The organism is Methanoregula sp. (assembly GCF_049510175.1).
Lineage (GTDB): Archaea > Halobacteriota > Methanomicrobia > Methanomicrobiales > Methanospirillaceae > Methanoregula.
In genome coordinates, this window is sequence record NZ_JBEKZF010000003.1 from 24481 (window position 1) to 43077 (window position 18597).

Genomic DNA, 18597 nt, shown 5'->3' on the forward strand with positions numbered 1-18597 from the left:
ACTGACCAATGCAACGACAACGGGGACTGGGGTATGCGGCAACACTGGTGGCGGGTGCCACCCTTGTCGGCCCCTACCTCAAACCTGCATGGCTGATGGGGCTTGTCGTCATCCTCTGCGCCCTCATCCTCTGGAGATTTTTCGATACAAAATACCTCACCTATACCATGTGCGTGCTTGCCGTGCTCTATGGTATCGGGCTCCTGCCATTTTTTGTCCTTGCCGCTACACTTGCGATGCTCGTCCTTGGGGAACTGGTATTCCAGACCGGCGCTGACGACCTGAACACGTACCTGTACTACATTATCTCGACTGCATGGGCCGGTGTTCTCGTCATGGCGTACCTCCACGAGACCTCGATCCTGACCATTATCTTCGGGATTATTGCGGCGGTTCTCCTCAAGGTGATCCTCCTGAAATACGAGGACTCGCTGATCATCGAAGGAGTTGGCACCGCGATGACAATGCTGCTGATCCAGGAACTCAATTACCAGGCTGATCTCCAGATGGTAGTGGCGGCGGTCATTGTCGGGTTTACGTTTGCGTATTTTGCCTACCGCTCAAAGACGGCGGACCTCTCGGGTCTCTTCTCATCGGCGCTGGTCGGTATCATCCTGCTCGTCTTTGCCGGTCCCCGGTGGTTTCTGGTCATGCTCGTCTTCTTCATCCTGGGATCGGCGGCCACGAAATACAAGTTCGAGTACAAGAAGCGGATCGGGGTCGAGCAGGGCCGGGGCGGGGCGCGGGGATACCGCAACGTCTTTGCAAACGGGATTGCTGCAACCGCGGCAGCGATCCTTTTCGGCGTCTTCCAGCAGCCGGTCTTCATCGTCATGTATGTCGGCTGTGTTGCAACCGCGGCAGCGGATACCCTTGCAAGCGAGATCGGTGTGACCGGGGGGATCCCTACCATGATCACCACCCTGAAGAAGGTCCCGATCGGTACGAACGGCGGGGTGACACTGGTCGGTGAGACGGTGGCACTGCTTGGCGGCCTGGTTGTCTCGGTTGCAGCATTTCTCCTCGGGGTCATCACCCTCCCGATGGTCCTGGTCTGCACGCTTGCCGGCTTTATCGGCACCAACATCGACAGCTTTGTCGGTGCTACGCTGGAGAACCGGGGTTTCATTGGCAACGCGGGAACGAACCTGATCGCCACGATCGGCGGGGGCGTCGTGGCTGTTGCACTCTTGCTATTCCTGAAATTATAAAAAAGGGCGATCCGGTTCAGTTGCTGCTGCGGATTTTTTTACAAGTCTTATTACCACGCCTTCAATACAATAGAAGAGAAAACATTGAAAGGCAAATCTCTTAAAATTTTGAGTGGAGTATCAATTGTTACTCGATAATATATTAACAAAACAAAATAATTATAACCTTTAAATCATACTAATAAAAAATGGAAGAGTCAAATGAAGCTCAGACGTGGCTCGATAGGGGACTTCAATATGAGAAATCTAACAAAAATCAAGATGCATTGGATGCATTTAACAAAGCTATTTCTTTAAATTCAAATTTTTTTTGGGCATGGAACAATAAAGGAGTCATTCTTATCAAACTGGGCAGGTATCAGGAAACGTTAGAAGCCTCTGAAAAAGCCATCTCCATTAATCCAAATATTATTGATGGGTGGTTTTGTAAAGGAACCGCTCTTCAAAATTTGAACAGGAATCAGGAAGCGTTAGAAGCCTCTGAAAAAGCCATCTCCATTAATCCAAATCATTCTTATGCATGGAACAATAAAGGAGTCGCTTTTGAAAAACTATGCAGGTATCAGGAAGCATTGGAGGCGTATGACAAAGCTATCTCCATCGATTCGAATAATACATTAGCTAAGAATAATAGGGAATTCTTACTAAAAAAGAAAAATTCTCTGATGGCAAACAATTCTAAGACAGAGATGGGAAATGCTACAAAGTTATCGGGTATTATTAATAACATCAATAGAACGAGCTCAACACACGGATCCGTAAGTACACAAAATAATGGAAATGTTAGTGGATCCATACAAACAACGCACACGACATCATTTCGCGTCGACAATCGCCCCTGCTCTTGGCAAGGAACTCTCAATATTAGTAATGGCGACAGTGTTACCGTTATGGGGGAGGGATCCGGTGAATTGAACGTCTACGTATTGTATAATAGAACCACAAATCTGATTTATTGGACAAATGACCCTGGAGCTTCAGCTGTTTACATATATGCTATTATAGGTGTGTTTCTCCTATTCGGTTGTATTTCGGCTTTATCCTTCCAACTACCTTCATTTAGTGGTATTATGCTACTCATATCGTTGTTCTTCTTTGGCTATGCTTGGCATCTTAACGAGATAAGGAAAAAAATTGAGAGATATAAACAGATGGTACAAATTTAACGAATATAAGTAGAAGGTACAGATAATTTCGAATTAGAGTATGACTATTCTTATATGATGCAGTTGAATTGAAAAATGCCTTTTTTGCAAATTCACAATCAATTGTGTGTTATTAAAATAAGGCTCAGTAGAAATCCTTGTTTTAAAAAAATACTATTAGATGCGCTCCTTCTGACGTGAATACAAAAAGACAAAGTTTACTGGCTTTTACTTTTAATTTTTTAAAAAACAAAGATTTTCCCGATCTCTTCTCCAGACCCCATTTTCAATACTTATACCAGCGCCCCTTGCTGTCATATTCACCGGTCGTCTGCTGGATAACCACCGTTTTGCCTGCCATTTTCCTGAAGAAACACGCTTTGTAGCTGAAGAGGACGGGGATGAGCACGAGCCCGGCGATGAAGAGCATCCCGGCCGTGATCCAGACCCCCTGGGTTCCGATCATCGCAAGCAGCTGGTCCGGGGTAAATGCCTGCAACTGTACCTCGGAATAGTGAGTAACCGGCTCCAGTTTATCATACAGGAAGGCTTCCCATACGACCATCAGGCCGAAGAGAATGCCGAAACCGACAACTGCACAGGTAACGAAGAACGCGATTACCTGGGAAATATTCATGCTCACCAGCTCAATGCTCCTTTGGATAGAGTCAAACACCTTCCTGTTCTCGAAGACTGCGGCAGTGTCGGAAAAGAACGTGAGGATGATGCTGGGTAGCATAACGCCAAATGACAGGAATACGATCAGGGCAGGGTCAGGAGTTGTCCCGACAAGCGTAAGGGTCAGCAGGACGAGCACGAAGACCAGCAGAATCATGAAGATAATAACGAGTTGGGGAAGGAGCACGCGGAAATAATAGTTGCCCCCTTCCCTGATCATCGCCCGGATATCCCCGCTGTCATTCTTGATCAGGCAGAGCATACCCGCGATGAAGAAGAGCAGCACAAGACCACAGATCACCAGGATCCGGCCGGCAAAGAACGTCCCGGAAAAACTGAAGATCAACCAGAGGACCGCTGCAAAAATACCTCCGACTATGCCCGGTATCCAGAGAAGGGGCATCCGCACAAGAAGCCGTACTGCCTCACTGAGTTCTGCCATCGCCATTATTAACGAACCCTCGGCATGGCAACGATCTCGCGCACCTGGAGATCAAAGAAATTTGACGTGTGGGCCGGGCGGATGACGCAGACCGTGTCCGCCCCGCTTGCAGTTCCCCCGACAGCGATCACTTCATCGTTAATGCCGATTGCCCCCTGGTCTGCCGCGATCAGCACGCATTCCACGGCGACCTTGAGACCAACGGCAACAATGCGCCGGAGCGCTTCTGCAATTGCCTCAGTACGGGATCCGCCCCCTACTTTCGGTGAGCGGGAAAGTGCCCGCTCCAGCCCGGAGAGTGCATGGGTCCCGGTGACGATCTTCACGCCATTCGTCTTCAGTTTTTCTGCAACATCAGCTGAAAATTCCCACTCCCCGGGTTTTGCGAACCCGATAACGTGGGTGACAACAACGAGCCGGAGTCCGGATCCCTTCATCGCAGCAAAGAATGTCTGCGCGGTCGTACCTGATGTGCTGGCCACAACGATGGTCTTCAGCCCCAGTTCTTTTGCCCGTTCGATGGAAAACCGTGCGGCATCCCCCGTGTTTGCCTCTCCCGGTTTGTCAAAATAGTAGCATTTCTTCTGAGCGAACGTCATAAGTACCTTTTAATAAGCCGCAGGGAAAAACTTTGTCAGATTCTGTGCGGACCGTCTTCCGTGAATAATTTGGTTCAGCATACTTGAGGAACATAACCATGCTCACGCTTGCACTTGCAGGAAAACCCAATTGCGGGAAATCCACCTTTTTCAAGGCTGCCACCATGGCAAATGCCGAGATTGCCAACTACCCGTTCACCACCATCAACCCGAACTTCGGTGTCGGATACGTGCGGACGAAATGCGCCTGCACGGACTTAAAGACCCGGTGCACCCACTGTGTTGACGGCAACCGGTTCGTCGCCGTGAACCTGATCGATGTCGCCGGGCTCGTTCCCGATGCCCATAAAGGCAAGGGCCTCGGCAACCAGTTTCTCGATCACCTTCGTCAGGCGGATGCGATCCTCCATATCATTGACGCGAGCGGCGGGACCGACAGCGAAGGGAACCCCGTCGGTGTCGGCAACCATGATCCGACAGATGACGTGAAGTTTCTCGGTTTCGAGATGACGATGTGGGTCTATGGCATCCTCGATAAGCACTGGACACGGATCAACCGCCAGTCGCAGGGAAAGGGTGCCGCGATCCAGCAGAGCATTGCCGAGACGTTCACCGGCCTTGGCATCACGACCGATGACGTGCGCGATGTGGAGCTGAAGCTCAAACTTGATCTCGTTCATGCCACCATGGAAGATCTTGTCCCCCTTTGCGCGGAGATCGTGAAGATCTCAAAACCGATGCTGATCGTTGGCAACAAGTTCGATGAGGTACCGGAAGCGCTCCGTGCAAGACTGGCGGCAGAGAAGGTCTTCTTCGCGAGTGCGGCATCAGAGCTGGCGCTGCGCAATGCTGCGGCAGCCAATGTGATCGCGTACCTGCCCGGAGACGAAGAGTTCAGGATTGCGAACGAGGGCACGCTCACCCCTGCCCAGAAGGCCGGCCTCGCGAAGATCTCGGCCGTGATGAAGCAGTGCAAGGGCACAGGTGTCCAGCAGGCCATCAACCGGGCAGTCTTCGAACTGCTCGACAGGATTGTTGTGTATCCGGTGGAGGATGAGAACCACTATTGTAATAAACAGGGGGACATGCTGCCCGACGCGTTCCTGATGAAGAAAGGTTCGACCCCCCGCGACCTCGCGTTCCAGGTCCATACGGATATCGGGAAGGGGTTCCTCTACGCTGTAGACGCCCGCTCGAAGATGCGGATCAAGGAGAACCACCTTCTTAAGAACGGGGATATCATCAAGATCGTGAGTGCCGCAAAGTAGGTGCAGTATGTGCGGGGGTACCCGGCGGTGTATGACGATTGTCATGCAATCGTCAGACAATCCTGCCGCACTTTGCTGAAATCTCTCTTCTTTATCGGTTTTTTTGTGCAAAAATGGTGATTTTCCCGGAAAGTTTATAAAGGGATAATGTGAACAGTCCATTTACCGAAGAGAGGGCAGGAGGTGGAGCATATTGGAGGAGAAATCTATCAGGCCCAGGTGATCAGGAATTTCTTTGACTGCATCACCGGCACCGACCGGAACCTGACACGGATCTACATGTGTGTCATGAGCCTTGCAAAACTCCGCATGGAATCCCCCGAGAAGATGGCGGCACTGGTCGACCAGCTGAAAAAGAGCAAGGTCAGGAAAGAACTGTCCGTAGACATCCTGGACTACATGTGCGATGCCGCAAACCAGCTCGAACTCACCAGCGTCCAGACTGCCTTCGGCGTCAAGGATATCCGGGAAGTTGCGCAGGACTTCACCGGGATCAGCATGGACAGTCTGTAACCGGGCTGCCCGGCAATTTTCTTTTTTGTGACATCTTCATGAGCGAGGGCAAGGTTCTGGATCGGTTTTGAAGACAGGTAAAGTGAGTGGCGTAAAACCCGTACGGCGTTTTGCGCGTCAGGTTTCATTCCCGTTCGGATAGTGTACAACCAGTTAACTTTTTACGACCAGAGTCTGCTTAAAAATGCTGGACACTACGAAGCAATTCCAGCAAGTGGGTATCAGAGTCGATTCGACGTTGTACCCACTTTTTTCAGGCAAGGTCTGATCGATCCGGATCAGTTTTTCAAGCAGGGTTATGATCGCGATTAAATTTTTCCATCCAAGGTTCGGATAAAATTTTTCAACCAGGGTCTGATGAATTTTTTAAGTTAAGGTACTGTCGGGGCGTTTCGAAAATGAGGAGAGATTCCACTCTTCTTTTTAATTAAGTTGAAACGCGAAAAAATCCGGGGGGCCTGACCCTGCGTAATGAGCATAGTTTTGGTCAGGATACCTGTTCACCGGTGTGCCCCATAGGGAACATTGATTTCAAACCGAGCTCCTTTCCCCGGTATGCCGGTCTCTCTGATGCTGATACCGGTGGTGGCAAGGATCTCTTTAATAAAGAAGAGTCCGTACCCGATATGCCTGCCATACGTATCCGGAAACAGGGATCCCCTTTTATCGGGAGGTATGCCAATGCCGTCATCCTCGCAGACAATGATAAGCGTTTTATCTAAGGTACGATCGGAGAACCGTATCCGGGACAGTTTTTCACCGCCATGCTTCAGCGCATTGTCGATCATGTAATAAAATGCCTTTTCCAGGAGACGGTCGGCGAAAATCTCCACATTTTTCATCTCGACATCGACCGTGACCTTTCCCATGTTCACGCCAACCCGTGCCCGCATGATGGTATCGGGAACATTCTGCCATTCCGATGGGCTGGCCCCGATGTCCTGGTATTCCTTGATAAACTTGATCTGCCGGTGGATTCTGGTGATCGCCGTCTTTACCTTGACGATATCGGTTCTCTGGCCATCGCGTTCCAGCTCGCCGGAGAGTTCCGTTAGCTGGTTTAAGATATCCTGGCTGGTGATGCTGTTGAGAAACGCGAGTCTGGTCGTGGCCCGGTCGAGGGACGTTTCCGTGAACTTCCGATCCTGCAACTCCTTCTTCAGTTCATGCCACAACCGGCCGGCAAGAACGGCAAGGGCAAAGACAAGAAATATACTGACGATGATCAGTTCACTCAGATGAAGCGATGCGTATTTCTGAAGAAGCTGAAAGAGGCCCTCTGCCAGGTTCAGAGCGCTCGAGACGATGAACAGGAGCGCAGAGAAAACTATGATTGCGAGAACATATTTTACTATCAGAAAATACGGCATTCCCTGTTTTTTTGCCGAATCTCCGCTCATATCCATTTCCCTGTTCAATCCATATTCTCCGATTGGTGATGAAGATTGCGGCAAACCACGTTTCCGCTTATCATTGAGACTTAAGTAGCATACACCACCGTTACCGCATACACACCCGTTACCCGGAAATTGTTATTTTCAATCGTAAACATACGGCATGCAGGATCTGCAGGCAAAATATTTTTCAAAAAACCCTGCACGGATCCCACTTACTCCATGCCCATCGCTTTCTTGTAATCCGTCAGGAGCCGGATAATTGTTTTGTGGTGCTCGTCCAGTGTATCTTCATCATCAGGCGAAGTGATGAGAGCGACAACGTAGATGAGGATGAGGGCATTGTCGAGTTCGAGGGTTCCCGGGTCATCAATTTTTTCAGGGGGAAGGTTGATTGCGGTATAGGTATGCTCATCAGGAGAAAATGTCACGGAAAGGTCTGCGGTGACCTGTGCATTGTTCCGGTCATCGGCATTCGCCCGGACAATCGCGAGGGCTTTTTTCAACGCAGCATTGGGGGTGCTGTCGGGAATGAGAGATATGGCCTGCGTGCATTCGCGGGCCGCGTTCTCGTACAGGCCGAATTTGAATGCGAGGAACGCGGATGCAACCTCATGGGCAGTTCCTGGCGGGAAACGGGAATAGTGCGTTCTCATGCGTCCGATGTAGGTATCAAGATATTTTTCCATAGCGGCAGTGCTCCTGTTCATGGTGAGTTCGCATCCTCCCATGATTGCTTGGGGTATATCACAACGCGGGGATCATGCGATTCCTGAAGGACCCGATCTCTGGATAATTATTTGAACCATTGTCTCATGAACGTATCCCTGTGGATAAGTAGAACCCCGGATATCAATGGTATATATGAAAGAGAAACACCAATATTCCACCCAACGGTATGGGTGCAGTAATTTTTTCTGATGTGCACGCTGACGCAGATGCGGTAGGATCTTTTGCGTCCTGCATACGGTCGCCGGCATTCAGGCAGACGTTTGGCCCTGTCGATGTCCTCGTCAACATGGGGGACCTGCTCCACCGGGGAAGCCGGCCCAAGGAGACTCTCGAGAAGATCCATACCCTGTCACAGGAGTTCCGGCTGGTATCTGTTCTGGGGAATCATGACCATGCATTCCTTCACGGCATTCTTGTGAGCGGCAGCGATGCGGCGAGCACATACCGGCACGAACAGCTCCGGGACTCACCGCTCCTCTCCATTTTCGAAGGCATGCCCATGGAATGGGTAGACCGGGGAATGCTGTTTGTCCACGGCGGCCCGCTGGATCTGGGCGACCAGACGCTCCGGCTCAAGTGCTGGCAGCGTCTCTCCCACGAGAGCGGGGATTTTTTTACCGGTTACCACTATACGGCAGCGATGGCATTCGACGCACTGGCGCAGCGCGGGCTGACGCACATGTGCTGCGGTCACCAGCACGAACATATCTGTTGCCGGAAGACCGCGGATGGTATCATTGAACAGCAGCTGGATTTCGCCCCCATCAAGATGAGCAATGGCCAGTTTGAGACCAGCCTTGAAGTCTCCCGTGTCCCTCTTGACTGCCCGACTATTTTCCGTGTCGGCGGCTGCCATGGATACATACCGGAGTTCGCGTATACTGATTTTTTGACCTTCTCATTTATCCGGTTGCTGACAGATGCCTGAGAATCATGGTATTCATACCCGTCAGGAATCTGCTTTTTTGACGTAAAATTTTTTTGATCTCGGTAAATTACGTCTCATTTGTTCACTGTATATAAAGTCAGACACGTATTTTCACATTTTTTACGATATATTTATATCGCGTGACCACAAAGTGGTAAATATGCCTCGTGCAGGCGAGGGACGTTCGATACGGATTGATCCTGAAGTGTATGAGGCGCTTCTCACGCTGAAACGGGGGAACATGACGTTTTCTGACGTCATAGCACAAATGCTCCACGACTGTTATGGCTGGTCGGATGATTTTCCTGCCAACCAGCGGGAACTGGAAGATTTCATCGAGATACCGTCCCGGTGAAGCAACGGGCAGTCTCCCGGGAATATTCTGGTGCACAGTGCCGGAACAAAGGTGTCGGGTTCCATGAATATGCTGGAAACGGAAGATATCAGCAGGGAAAAGCTCAACTGGCTTATCGGGCATGTTGATGAGATGTTTCTGGAGATTGAGGAATCGGAGAATGAAACCTGATCAAAAAACCAATCTGCCTTCCTGTTACCCTCACGAAGGCGTCTGGTCGATCATCTGAAGTTGCACGTTATCCCCACTCATAATCGCAATTTTTTTACGGAGTTCTTCAACGAGCTCCGGTATACGTCTCTCCGTTTTTGATCGCCACTCTTCGAGTTCATTCAAGGTGAGTTTCTCCTTGGTGAGCATGGTTTTGAGCTGCGTCTTCTCCCGTTCAAGAGAATTCTGTTTCATGAGAAGCGGATGGGAGGAGAGCGTGTCTTCGGCCTGCTGGACGGCTGCTTCGTGAGTACGGAGCGCCATGCAGGCCGTGCAGATATCTGAGCGGAACCTGGGCGTGTCGGAAAAGATGGAGCGCTCTTCTTTGTTTTTCAGGAGGATTTCACCGCTCGCGATCATCCGTTCTGCAACAGGACAGGCCGCAGTGAGTACTTCGTTCAACCTGTCCCGGTCGGGAAGGTCATGGTCCGAGAGGATCTCCATGGCCGGGTGGAGGACGGCAATCTCTGTCGGGTGGTGCTGCCGTGTGGCAATCTTTTCCGCTTTGCGAAAGACGTGGGAAGCCGTCATCGAAAGCGTTGAATAGGTACGGGCCGCCTCATCACGTTTCTGGGAGAGGATCAGGAGGGCAGCTTTCTGCTCATCAATCTCCTTCATACGGGGGTCATGGAGGACAGCCTCATGCTCTTTCTCTATCGCAGCACTCCGCTCCGTGATTTCAGTGATCCGTGCGAGGATACGCTCGACTTTTTTTTCCGATCTGCCAAAATCTGTTTTGAGATCAGCGATGGCATCGCAGAGTGCCCGCACTGCGGCAACATCTGCCATTTCTTTCCGGTATGCGGAAAGCAGCGGGTTAATCGTATTGATTCCGTGCCCGATCGCGTCAATACCCTTGCGGACCCCTTTCATTTCTTCCGGGAATATTGCCTGGAGGTACCGGCCCTGGCCGTGTGAACTGTTGATGCAGTTTTTCATGCACTCTGCCGCAGCAGCATAAAATTTCTCAGTATCCTCAGGGAGTTCTTTTGTCAGGGACACGTTCATGGCTTTGACAAACAACGGCAGGGAATTTTTCGCAATCGCCTTAAGTTTTGGGTGGAGGACCGGATCATGTTCGGCTCCGGTGATGTCATTGACAATAATCTGGAGTTGTGCTACAGCATTCCTGATATCAGTCATCGGCTCCCCGGTGCCGGAAACGAGAGTTGCTTTCGCTGTCATCTCCCGTTCCGCCAGCCATGCCGGTACGGCTTCGAGAGCCATGCTCCTTGATACCTGCTCGTTCCTGCCAAAGATTTTTTTTATGAAGTTATGCATGTACATCCTCTGATTGTCACACGAGTGAAGGAGAAACCAGGTGCATGTGCCTGCTAATCGTCCCGGGCAATCTGGCGCAGTCGCCCGACACCATCGATCTCTTTGAGTACCTGTGCGACAGCAGGGGGAACGAGTTTTTTCCAGGGCTCACCATGCAGCATTCTCCTGCGGATCTCCGTACCGCTGAGGGTCTCCCGTTCATACATTGCCGGTGACTGGACGTTGACTCCGGCCTCCCGGAAGAGCCGGACAACGAGCGGGTTTGAGGAATAGCAGATATCAAACGGAGGGGCCATGGACCTTACATGGGCCACCCAGAGGGCATTGCGCCGGACGTCCTCGATGGGGATGACATAATAGGGGCATCCGAGCGAGGTCAGTGCGCGCGTAATCATAAGTACCCGTTCTCCTGAAGTGAACGGGTTGTCTACCTGGTGTGACAACTGCGCGCTGCCGATACCGATAATGATCTCATCGACCTTATCAGCAATATGTTCGAGCACGGACTGATGCCCGTTGTGGTATGGCTGGAACCTTCCGATATAAAATCCGCGTTTCATGTGCGTGCTCCCATGTTTGCAATCCGTGCGGCAAAGGCACCGCCCGTGAAGCCGGCATCGATGTTGACGACAGCAATAACCGAGCAGGACTGGAGCATGCTCGCCAGTGCCGCCCGGCCCTCCCCCATGTATCCATAACCCACGCTGACGGGGATGCCAATCACCGGTTTGTCAACGAGCCCCGCGACTACTGCTGGCAGCGTCCCTTCACGCCCCGCACAGACGACAAATACATGGGCGCCGAGAAGAGGCTTGAGTGCCGGGAACAGGCGGTGGATACCGGCAGCACCGACATCGTATGCAGTCCGGACCTCGCACCCCATCTCCTCGGCGATGATCCGGGCCTCCTCAGCGACCCGTATATCCGATGTCCCTGCGGTGATGACGGCTACAATTCCCCCTGTACGTTTCGGGGCAGGGCCGTTACCGGCAACAAGGACGTGCCCCGTTTCCCGGTATTCGACTGCTATACCGGCTTTATCGGCCTGCTCCCGGATCCGGGCTGCCTGATCCGGATTTACCCGCGTTACCACACAACGCCCCGCTGTTTCAGCATGGCGGATCGTGATCTCTGCAAGATGGGCGGGGTCTTTTCCCTCGGCAAGGACGACCTCGGGCATGCCGCAGCGGACGTTCCGCCCGAGATCGATGCAGGCAAAATCGCCGATACGTTCAAGGCGCAGCCCCTCGATTGCTTCCGCGGCAGCATCGAGTGAGATCCGGCCGTTCCTGTACTGTTCGAGGAGATCCTGTAACTGCGGGTTTGCCGGCATGATTGTGATAATACAGATATGGAACGGCGCATAATAAGTTAGTTCATTGCCATGTCGTACCTCACGTATGTAGCCGTTTTCGGGACCGTGGCCGTGATCTTTCTCTGGCTGCGCGATGCGAGGATCTTTTTCAGGACCGGACTCCCGGGATACCGGAAGGCTGCCTACTGGGGTGTTGCCTATGGCACGCTTGCCTCGCTGGGTTTCCAGATTGCCTGGTTAATGCCGGATTACGAGATCCTGGGACTGGGTCTCATACTCGGCACTCTTTACCTGCAGGCAAACCGGGAGAAGGAGAAGGTCTGGAAGAACGAGGGAACCATGGAACGCCTCCTTGGCAGCGTGCCCTTAAACAGGGCGAATAAGAAATAATGTGATACGAACAGTACTGAATAAGGGATTTTTCACCATGCTCCAGAAACCACGAGGAACAAGGGATTTTTTGCCGGACGAGATGGAAGCCCGGCGTGCGGTCGAATGGCGCCTGAGGGAGGTTGCGCGGTGCTGGGGTTATCGTGAGGTCTGCACCCCGGAATTTGAGGATCTCGAACTCTTCACCATGCGCTCTGGTGAAGGGATCATTGAAGAGATGTATGTCTTCGAGGACAAGGGTGGGCGGAAGCTGGCCCTGCGTCCGGAGATTACGGCCGCAGTCATACGGATGTACATCAACGAGGCGAAGGTGGCCCCCAAGCCCCTCCGGTGGTGTTACTATGCCGACTGTTTCCGGTACGAGCGGCCGCAGAAAGGGCGGTACCGCCAGTTCTGGCAGTTTGGTGTTGAGCTGATCGGAGCAGATACCGCCATTGCCGATGCCGAAGTGATCATGCTGGCATCGGAGATGCTGGATGCGACGGGCGTGAAGTACGAGCTGAAAGTCGGGCACCTATCATTTGTAAAAAACCTCCTGCAGGATCTGGAACCTGCATCACGGCGCAGGATCATGGCGCACCTCGACAAGAAAGACTACGAGGGCCTGAACACGACTCTTGAAGGCATGAACAAATCCGGGCTCGCGGAGACCCTCACGTCCCTTGTCGCATGTCAGGATCTTCAGGAGGCATTTGAGATTGCCGGGGCGATCCCGGAGCGGGAACGGATCGAGCGGACGATCGGGTATCTCGATGCAGCGAATATCCATTACTCCCTGAACCTCGGCATTGCGCGCGGGCTTGATTATTATACCGGCATCGTGTTCGAAGGGTTCGCCGACAACCTCGGGGCGGAGGACCAGATCCTTGGCGGGGGAGTATACCGGCTTGCCCACCTCTTTGGCGGGGACGATGTGGCATCCTGCGGTTTTGCGATCGGGTTCGACCGGGTGATGGTCTCCCTTGGGGAGACCACCGGCAGAAAAGATACGGTTGCTGCGATCATCTGCACCATCGAAGGGAGGAACCGCGCGCTCGAAGTGGCCCGCGCGTTCCGGGGAGCGGGCATACGCACCGAGATGGATCTCATGGAACGGGGGTTTGGCGCGCAACTGGCACATGCCGCGAAGTCTGCGGACTTTGCCGTGATCATCGGCCAGCGCGAAGCGGCCTCCGGTGAAGTGACACTGAAGAACCTGCAGAGCGGGGAACAGAAAATGGTCGGGCTTGAAGCCGCGGTAACCGAGGTGGGCGCGTTTGGTTCTCGCGGATGAACTGGCCAAACAGCAGCGCAGTATCAGTGTCGCAGAGTTTTTCGAGAAGAACAAACACCTGCTTGGCTTCGATTCCCCCACGCGCGGCGTGATCACGACCATCAAGGAAGCGGTCGACAACGCGCTGGATGCCTGCGAGGAAGCGCAGGTGCTCCCCGACATTTTTATCAGCATCAAGAAGACCGGCAACGATCTCTACCGTATCATCGTCGAGGACAACGGGCCCGGGATTGTCCCTGCCCAGATACCGTTCGTCTTCGGGAAACTGCTCTACGGCTCCCGGTTCCACCAGATCCGGCAGACGCGCGGGCAGCAGGGCATTGGGATCTCCGCAGCAGTTTTGTATGCCCAGCTCACGAGCGGCCTGCCGACCCTTGTGATCTCCCGCACCGGTGCAAAAGAACCGGCCCACCGGTTTGAGATCCAGATCAAGATCGAGACCAACGAACCGGACATCATCTCACAGCAGCCCTTCGAGTGGGACCGGATCCACGGGACACGGGTGCAGATCGAGTTCAGGAGCACGATGTCGGCAAAGAAGAAACTGCTTGAATATCTCCGGTACACCTCGGTCGTCAATCCCCATGCGCGGTTCCGGGTGGAACTCGATGATGAAGCATTCACGTTCGAGCGCGTCAGCCAGGAAGTGATTGCCTGCCCGGTTGCCATCCAGCCCCACCCGCACGGGATCGAACTGGGGCAGTTCAAACGCATGGTGGCTGCAAGCGACCAGAAACTTCTCGATTTCCTTGTGGAGAACTTCAGCCGGGTCGGGAAGAAGACCGCGCAGGATATGTGCGAACTGGCCGGGCTGAAGGTCACGGTCAAGGTAAGGGGATTGTCACCCGATCAGCAGAAAGTACTGCTCGCTGCCATGCAGGAAGTCGCAGTTCCTGCACCCCCTATCACCCAGTGCCTCTCGCCCATTGGCGAGGAGTTGATCCGGCGCGGGCTCGACAAGGAGTTCCAGATGGACTTTGTCGCCGCCCGCACGCGGCCGAGCTCCGTCTTCTCCGGCCACCCGTTCATGGTCGAGGCAGCGATCGGATACGGGGGGAAGCTGGCCTCGGAAGGGAATGCAGTCATCCTCCGGTTTGCCAATCGTGTTCCGCTGATGTACCAACAGGGAGCCTGCGCCATCACGGAATGCGTGACGAACGTGAACTGGAAAGCCTACAACATCTCCCAGCAGGGACTCCCGATGGGGCCTGTCCTCATCCTTGTCCACGTTGCTTCCACCAATGTCCCCTTCACGAGCGAGAGCAAGGACGCGATCGCGAGCATCCCGGAGATCGAGAAGGAGATCGTCCTCGCCCTGCAGGATCTCGGCCGCGAACTGAAGAATTTCGTCTCCCGCAGGGACAAGAACAAGATTGCCGAAGACCGGGCGCGGGCTGTCTGCGCGATCATCCCGGAGATTGCGGTCAAAGTGAGCGAGATCGTGGAAAAACCGCTGGTCGATACTTCCCCCATCGAAGGCAAGCTCATGAGGAAACTGATCGCGAAGAAGTGGACCCGCGGTGGGAAAGTCACCATCGAACTCGCCAACTACAGCGGGTACGAAGGGGAGATTTCCGTATACGATATCTCTGCCGACAATGCTGCAGATGCGGTGCCAAAGGCTGACTTCGTGAGTGAGATGGACGGGCAGTTCACCAAGGTCTGGAAGATGACAATTCCTGCAAAATCCGTCTGGCATGTCGTGTATACCGGCAAAGGCGGGGGAATCATTGAGATCCGGGGAATAGACGACAACAAGAAGATGGTGGTGGACCTCGATGTCTAAGGAAGACCTGGAAAAGAAGGCGATGATCTCGCTCCTCAATATCGCGAGTGCGTGGTATGACCAGATGAAGTCCGGCGAGATCCCCTCCATCTCCCTGCCCACGCGGACGAAATACAATATCGAATATGATGATTCGAGCGAGGTTTGGAAGTATGGGGACAAGGAGAGCATGCGGACTGCCGCATCAGCAAAGAGCGCGACCCACCTGCTGAAGATGGCGTATGTTATCGGTTTTATCAAGCAGCAGCTCATCGAGAACCGCTCGTCAACGCTGAGAGAGATGTATTACATCTCTGAAGGCTGGAAGCGTGCGAAGTTCGGTGCACAGGACGAGAGCAACTTCTTAATCGAGGACCTTGAGATCCTCTCCGAAGTCCCCCGGGAAGGGTTCCACCTCCACCCCGAGGAGAATGGCGCCTCGATCTACGGCCCGATGCGGATCCGGGAAGAGACCCGTCGGGGGATGAAGACGATCCACTGCCAGGACGATGTCGGACAGGCAGGATATACGATCCCGAACAATGTGGAGAACATTGAGTTCGTTGATCACGATGCAAAATTTGTCATCGCGATAGAGACTGGTGGTATGTATGACCGGCTGATCGAGAACGGGTTTGACGAGGAGCACAATGCGATCCTCGTCCACCTCAAAGGCCAGCCGGCGCGTTCTACACGGAGGATGCTCAACAAGATCAGCAATACTTGGAACCTCCCGATCCTGGTCTTTACAGATGGCGACCCCTGGTCCTACCGGATCTACGGCTCGGTTGCATACGGTGCGATCAAGAGCGCCCACATGTCGGAACTGCTTGCTACGCCAAAAGCCCAGTTCCTAGGGTTGCGGCCAAGCGATATCCGGGAATACAACCTGCCATCAGATAAACTGACGGAGAAGGATAGCGAAGCGCTCAACTCTGAACTCACCGACCCGCGGTTTGCCACTGATTTCTGGAGAAAGGAGATCAACCTGCAGCTCGAACTGGGGCTCAAGTCAGAACAGCAGGCGTTTGCCGCTCACGGGCTGGATTTCGTAACGAAGAAGTATTTACCGACGCGGCTGAGTGAGATGGGGATTATCTGAAATCTGTTATGGATTCTTTTATACGCTGTTTTTTGCCCTCAAGAAATCATTGGTTTCATCGTAGGGTTCCGCCCCCGCCGCCCGGGCATCCCCATAGTGCGATAGCCCTCAGAAGGTTGATGAAAAACATGTGAAAAACAGGGGGGTCAGGGGGATGCTCCCCTCCCTGTTGGGATGGACGCCGCCGCCCCCGACGGGGCGCCCCCGCGGCGGATCAATGACCACCAGCAAATTTTAAAAAAACTCTCCCTGCCCCGCCGTGCCCCGGAGAGGCCCTGAGGTGGGGGGACCTCACATTTTTTTATGTTTTGGGTATGAACTCAATTGGATCATGTTTGTTTAACGCGGGCCATTTTTTTCCCGATGTTTCATCCATTTCGACCGCGAGCATATCCCGAAGCGTTTCAGACAATGAGATCTCAGGTTTCCACCCGGTCAGCGCGGTAATCCGCGAGTTGTCGCTCTGCTGTGAAGGGATGGCAGCCCGGGAGATCGCTTCCGGCAGGTTCACGTCATAATGCCGGTTTGTTATCTCTTCAATCATCGTGATGATCGTTGAGACGGAATAGGCATTTCCGGATCCAAGATTGAACGCCATTCCGCTGCATTTCCCGGAAAAGTCCGGGTGGGATACGAGTGCCCAGTAACCACGCACAACATCACGGACATCAATGAGGTCCCGCGAGGATGAGGTCTCCAAGAGTTCGAGGGCCTTTTTTTTCTGCTGTTCGATATCGGCAACCTGTTGTACCAGCCTCCCGCAGACAAACGATGCCGGCTGGCCCGGCCCGGCAAGGTTGAATGGTCGGGCAATGGAGATCAGAGCACCACTCTGTGTCTGGTGCATAAGGGCAAGTGCCTCCTGCGCCATCTTGCTGATCCCGTACTCGCTGAGCGGTTGCAGGGGGGCTGATTCAGCAATCGGTGTTGTGCCCGGATACCCGTAGACCGCCGATGAACTGATAACGAGCATCCTGCAATCGGAGTTCGCTTTGTATCCGGCATCAAGGATATTCTTTGTCCCGACGACGTTCACGCGGAGCAGGTCCCCAAGATCCCCACGCGTCAGGCCTCCGAGATGGATGATGGCATCCGGGCAGATCTCATCTACGGTGGTGATCAGATGCTCGCGTTCAAGCAGGTCGGCAACGATGCAGGGTGTGTGCGCGAGAAGGCTCCTTTGGGAAGTATTCCGGACAAGCCCCGTCAGTTCCACGCCGGTCTCGTGCGACAGGAACTGCATCATGCAGGTGCCCGTAAACCCTGCAGCACCGGTAACAAGCACTCTCATGGGAGGAATCTGTCCTTGTAACGCTCGAACTCTTCGATCGAGCGGGCATAATCATCCGGTCTCCCGATATCCAGCCAGTACCCGGTATGGGGAAAACTGTACACCGCTTCCTTCTTTGCGGTGAGGGCATACATCAGCTGGTCGAACCCAAACGGCTCTCCTGCCGGCACATAGTCCAGGATCTTCTTCGAGAATACGTAGACGCCCATGCTGACATCGAAATGGAACGTGGGTTTTTCTTTGAATGCCGTGATCTTCCGGTCCCCGTCCTTTTCAAGCACACCGAAGTCGATGTTCACATCCCGCTGGTAAGTTGCGACTGTTGCGATCGCCTTGTTTTTCTTGTGGCTGGCAATGAGGTCGCGATAGCTGATATCGGTCAGGATGTCCCCGTTCATGACGAGGAACGTGTCATCGAGATGGTCAATCAGCCTGAGCGGGCCGATGGTACCGAGCGGGGTATCCTCATGGACATAGCTGATCTCAAGGCCAATCTTCTTGTTACTGTCAAGGTACGCGTGGATGAGTTCGTGGAGGTACCCGGTACTGATCGTCACTCTCCTGAATCCGCAATGTTTGAGCTGCCGGAGGATCACCTCGAGGATGGGGTAGTCGCCAATAGGCATCAGGGGTTTGGGAAGCACCGTGGTATAGGGCATGAGCCGACGGCCTTTCCCCCCCGCCAGTATGATCGCTTGCATGGGT

The 18597-nt window shown here is 53.3% G+C and carries 19 protein-coding genes; 10 read left to right on the forward strand and 9 right to left on the reverse strand.

Annotated elements, in window-relative coordinates; translation table 11 throughout:
* Window positions 1–8: 8 nt before the first annotated feature.
* Window positions 9–1211, forward strand: a complete 1203-nt coding sequence (locus ABSG49_RS05755) for a TIGR00297 family protein (RefSeq protein ID WP_424025164.1) — start codon at window positions 9–11, stop codon at window positions 1209–1211.
* Window positions 1212–1399: 188 nt separating this feature from the next.
* Window positions 1400–2377, forward strand: a complete 978-nt coding sequence (locus ABSG49_RS05760; protein WP_424025165.1) for a tetratricopeptide repeat protein — start codon at window positions 1400–1402, stop codon at window positions 2375–2377.
* 265 nt (window positions 2378–2642) lie between these two features.
* Here ABSG49_RS05760 and ABSG49_RS05765 read toward each other — a convergent pair whose 3' ends face one another.
* Window positions 2643–3476 (reverse strand): DUF7847 domain-containing protein, encoded by an 834-nt coding sequence (locus ABSG49_RS05765; protein ID WP_424025166.1) that lies wholly within the window; start codon window positions 3474–3476, stop codon window positions 2643–2645.
* A gap of 8 nt (window positions 3477–3484) precedes the next feature.
* Entirely contained in the window at window positions 3485–4075 is a 591-nt protein-coding gene (locus tag ABSG49_RS05770) for a pyruvate kinase alpha/beta domain-containing protein (RefSeq protein ID WP_424025167.1), read from the reverse strand.
* Window positions 4076–4173: 98 nt separating this feature from the next.
* Between ABSG49_RS05770 and ABSG49_RS05775 the strand changes: the two genes are divergently transcribed.
* Together ABSG49_RS05775 and ABSG49_RS05780 are read left to right on the forward strand one after the other, a co-directional pair.
* Window positions 4174–5343 (forward strand): redox-regulated ATPase YchF, encoded by a 1170-nt coding sequence (locus ABSG49_RS05775; protein WP_424025168.1) that lies wholly within the window; start codon window positions 4174–4176, stop codon window positions 5341–5343.
* A 192-nt stretch (window positions 5344–5535) separates the two neighbouring features.
* A complete protein-coding gene (locus ABSG49_RS05780; protein ID WP_424025360.1) occupies window positions 5536–5856 on the forward strand; it encodes a hypothetical protein in 321 nt (106 codons plus the stop codon).
* A 500-nt stretch (window positions 5857–6356) separates the two neighbouring features.
* On the opposite strand, the gene ABSG49_RS05785 is transcribed toward ABSG49_RS05780, so the two are convergent.
* Together ABSG49_RS05785 and ABSG49_RS05790 are read right to left on the reverse strand one after the other, a co-directional pair.
* Window positions 6357–7262, reverse strand: coding sequence for a sensor histidine kinase (locus ABSG49_RS05785; RefSeq protein ID WP_424025169.1), 906 nt, complete (start codon window positions 7260–7262; stop codon window positions 6357–6359).
* 203 nt (window positions 7263–7465) lie between these two features.
* Entirely contained in the window at window positions 7466–7960 is a 495-nt protein-coding gene (locus tag ABSG49_RS05790) for a hypothetical protein (protein WP_424025170.1), read from the reverse strand.
* Window positions 7961–8148: 188 nt separating this feature from the next.
* Between ABSG49_RS05790 and ABSG49_RS05795 the strand changes: the two genes are divergently transcribed.
* Window positions 8149–8910, forward strand: a complete 762-nt coding sequence (locus ABSG49_RS05795; protein ID WP_424025171.1) for a metallophosphoesterase — start codon at window positions 8149–8151, stop codon at window positions 8908–8910.
* Window positions 8911–9070: 160 nt separating this feature from the next.
* Window positions 9071–9265 carry an antitoxin VapB family protein gene (locus ABSG49_RS05800; protein ID WP_424025172.1) on the forward strand — a complete coding sequence of 65 codons (195 nt, stop codon included), beginning with the start codon at window positions 9071–9073 and terminating at the stop codon, window positions 9263–9265.
* Window positions 9266–9466: 201 nt separating this feature from the next.
* Here ABSG49_RS05800 and ABSG49_RS05805 read toward each other — a convergent pair whose 3' ends face one another.
* From ABSG49_RS05805 to larB, 3 genes are all read right to left on the reverse strand, one after another.
* A complete protein-coding gene (locus ABSG49_RS05805; RefSeq protein WP_424025173.1) occupies window positions 9467–10702 on the reverse strand; it encodes a hypothetical protein in 1236 nt (411 codons plus the stop codon).
* Window positions 10703–10809: 107 nt separating this feature from the next.
* Window positions 10810–11316 (reverse strand): nicotinamide-nucleotide adenylyltransferase, encoded by a 507-nt coding sequence (locus tag ABSG49_RS05810; protein ID WP_424025174.1) that lies wholly within the window; start codon window positions 11314–11316, stop codon window positions 10810–10812.
* Window positions 11313–12089, reverse strand: coding sequence for a nickel pincer cofactor biosynthesis protein LarB (larB, locus tag ABSG49_RS05815; RefSeq protein ID WP_424025175.1), 777 nt, complete (start codon window positions 12087–12089; stop codon window positions 11313–11315). The genes ABSG49_RS05810 and larB overlap by 4 nt, the downstream gene beginning before the upstream one ends.
* A 51-nt stretch (window positions 12090–12140) precedes the next feature.
* On the opposite strand from larB, the gene ABSG49_RS05820 reads away from it, so the two are divergent.
* Genes ABSG49_RS05820 through ABSG49_RS05835 form a run of 4 tightly spaced genes read left to right on the forward strand, consistent with a single transcriptional unit; the run spans window position 12141 to window position 16601 of the window.
* A complete protein-coding gene (locus ABSG49_RS05820) occupies window positions 12141–12461 on the forward strand; it encodes an ABC transporter permease (protein ID WP_424025176.1) in 321 nt (106 codons plus the stop codon).
* Between the two features lie 37 nt (window positions 12462–12498).
* Window positions 12499–13734, forward strand: coding sequence for a histidine--tRNA ligase (gene hisS, locus ABSG49_RS05825; RefSeq protein ID WP_424025177.1), 1236 nt, complete (start codon window positions 12499–12501; stop codon window positions 13732–13734).
* Window positions 13718–15520, forward strand: a complete 1803-nt coding sequence (locus ABSG49_RS05830) for a DNA topoisomerase VI subunit B (RefSeq protein WP_424025178.1) — start codon at window positions 13718–13720, stop codon at window positions 15518–15520. The genes hisS and ABSG49_RS05830 overlap by 17 nt, the downstream gene beginning before the upstream one ends.
* On the forward strand, window positions 15513–16601 hold the full coding sequence (locus ABSG49_RS05835; protein ID WP_424025179.1) for a DNA topoisomerase IV subunit A: 1089 nt from the start codon (window positions 15513–15515) through the stop codon (window positions 16599–16601). The genes ABSG49_RS05830 and ABSG49_RS05835 overlap by 8 nt, the downstream gene beginning before the upstream one ends.
* Window positions 16602–16902: 301 nt before the next feature.
* Here ABSG49_RS05835 and ABSG49_RS05840 read toward each other — a convergent pair whose 3' ends face one another.
* Complete coding sequence (locus ABSG49_RS05840) at window positions 16903–17892, reverse strand: NAD-dependent epimerase/dehydratase family protein (protein ID WP_424025180.1); 990 nt, start codon at window positions 17890–17892, stop codon at window positions 16903–16905.
* Entirely contained in the window at window positions 17889–18593 is a 705-nt protein-coding gene (locus ABSG49_RS05845; RefSeq protein ID WP_424025181.1) for a sugar phosphate nucleotidyltransferase, read from the reverse strand. The genes ABSG49_RS05840 and ABSG49_RS05845 overlap by 4 nt, the downstream gene beginning before the upstream one ends.
* Between the last annotated feature and the right edge of the window lie 4 nt (window positions 18594–18597).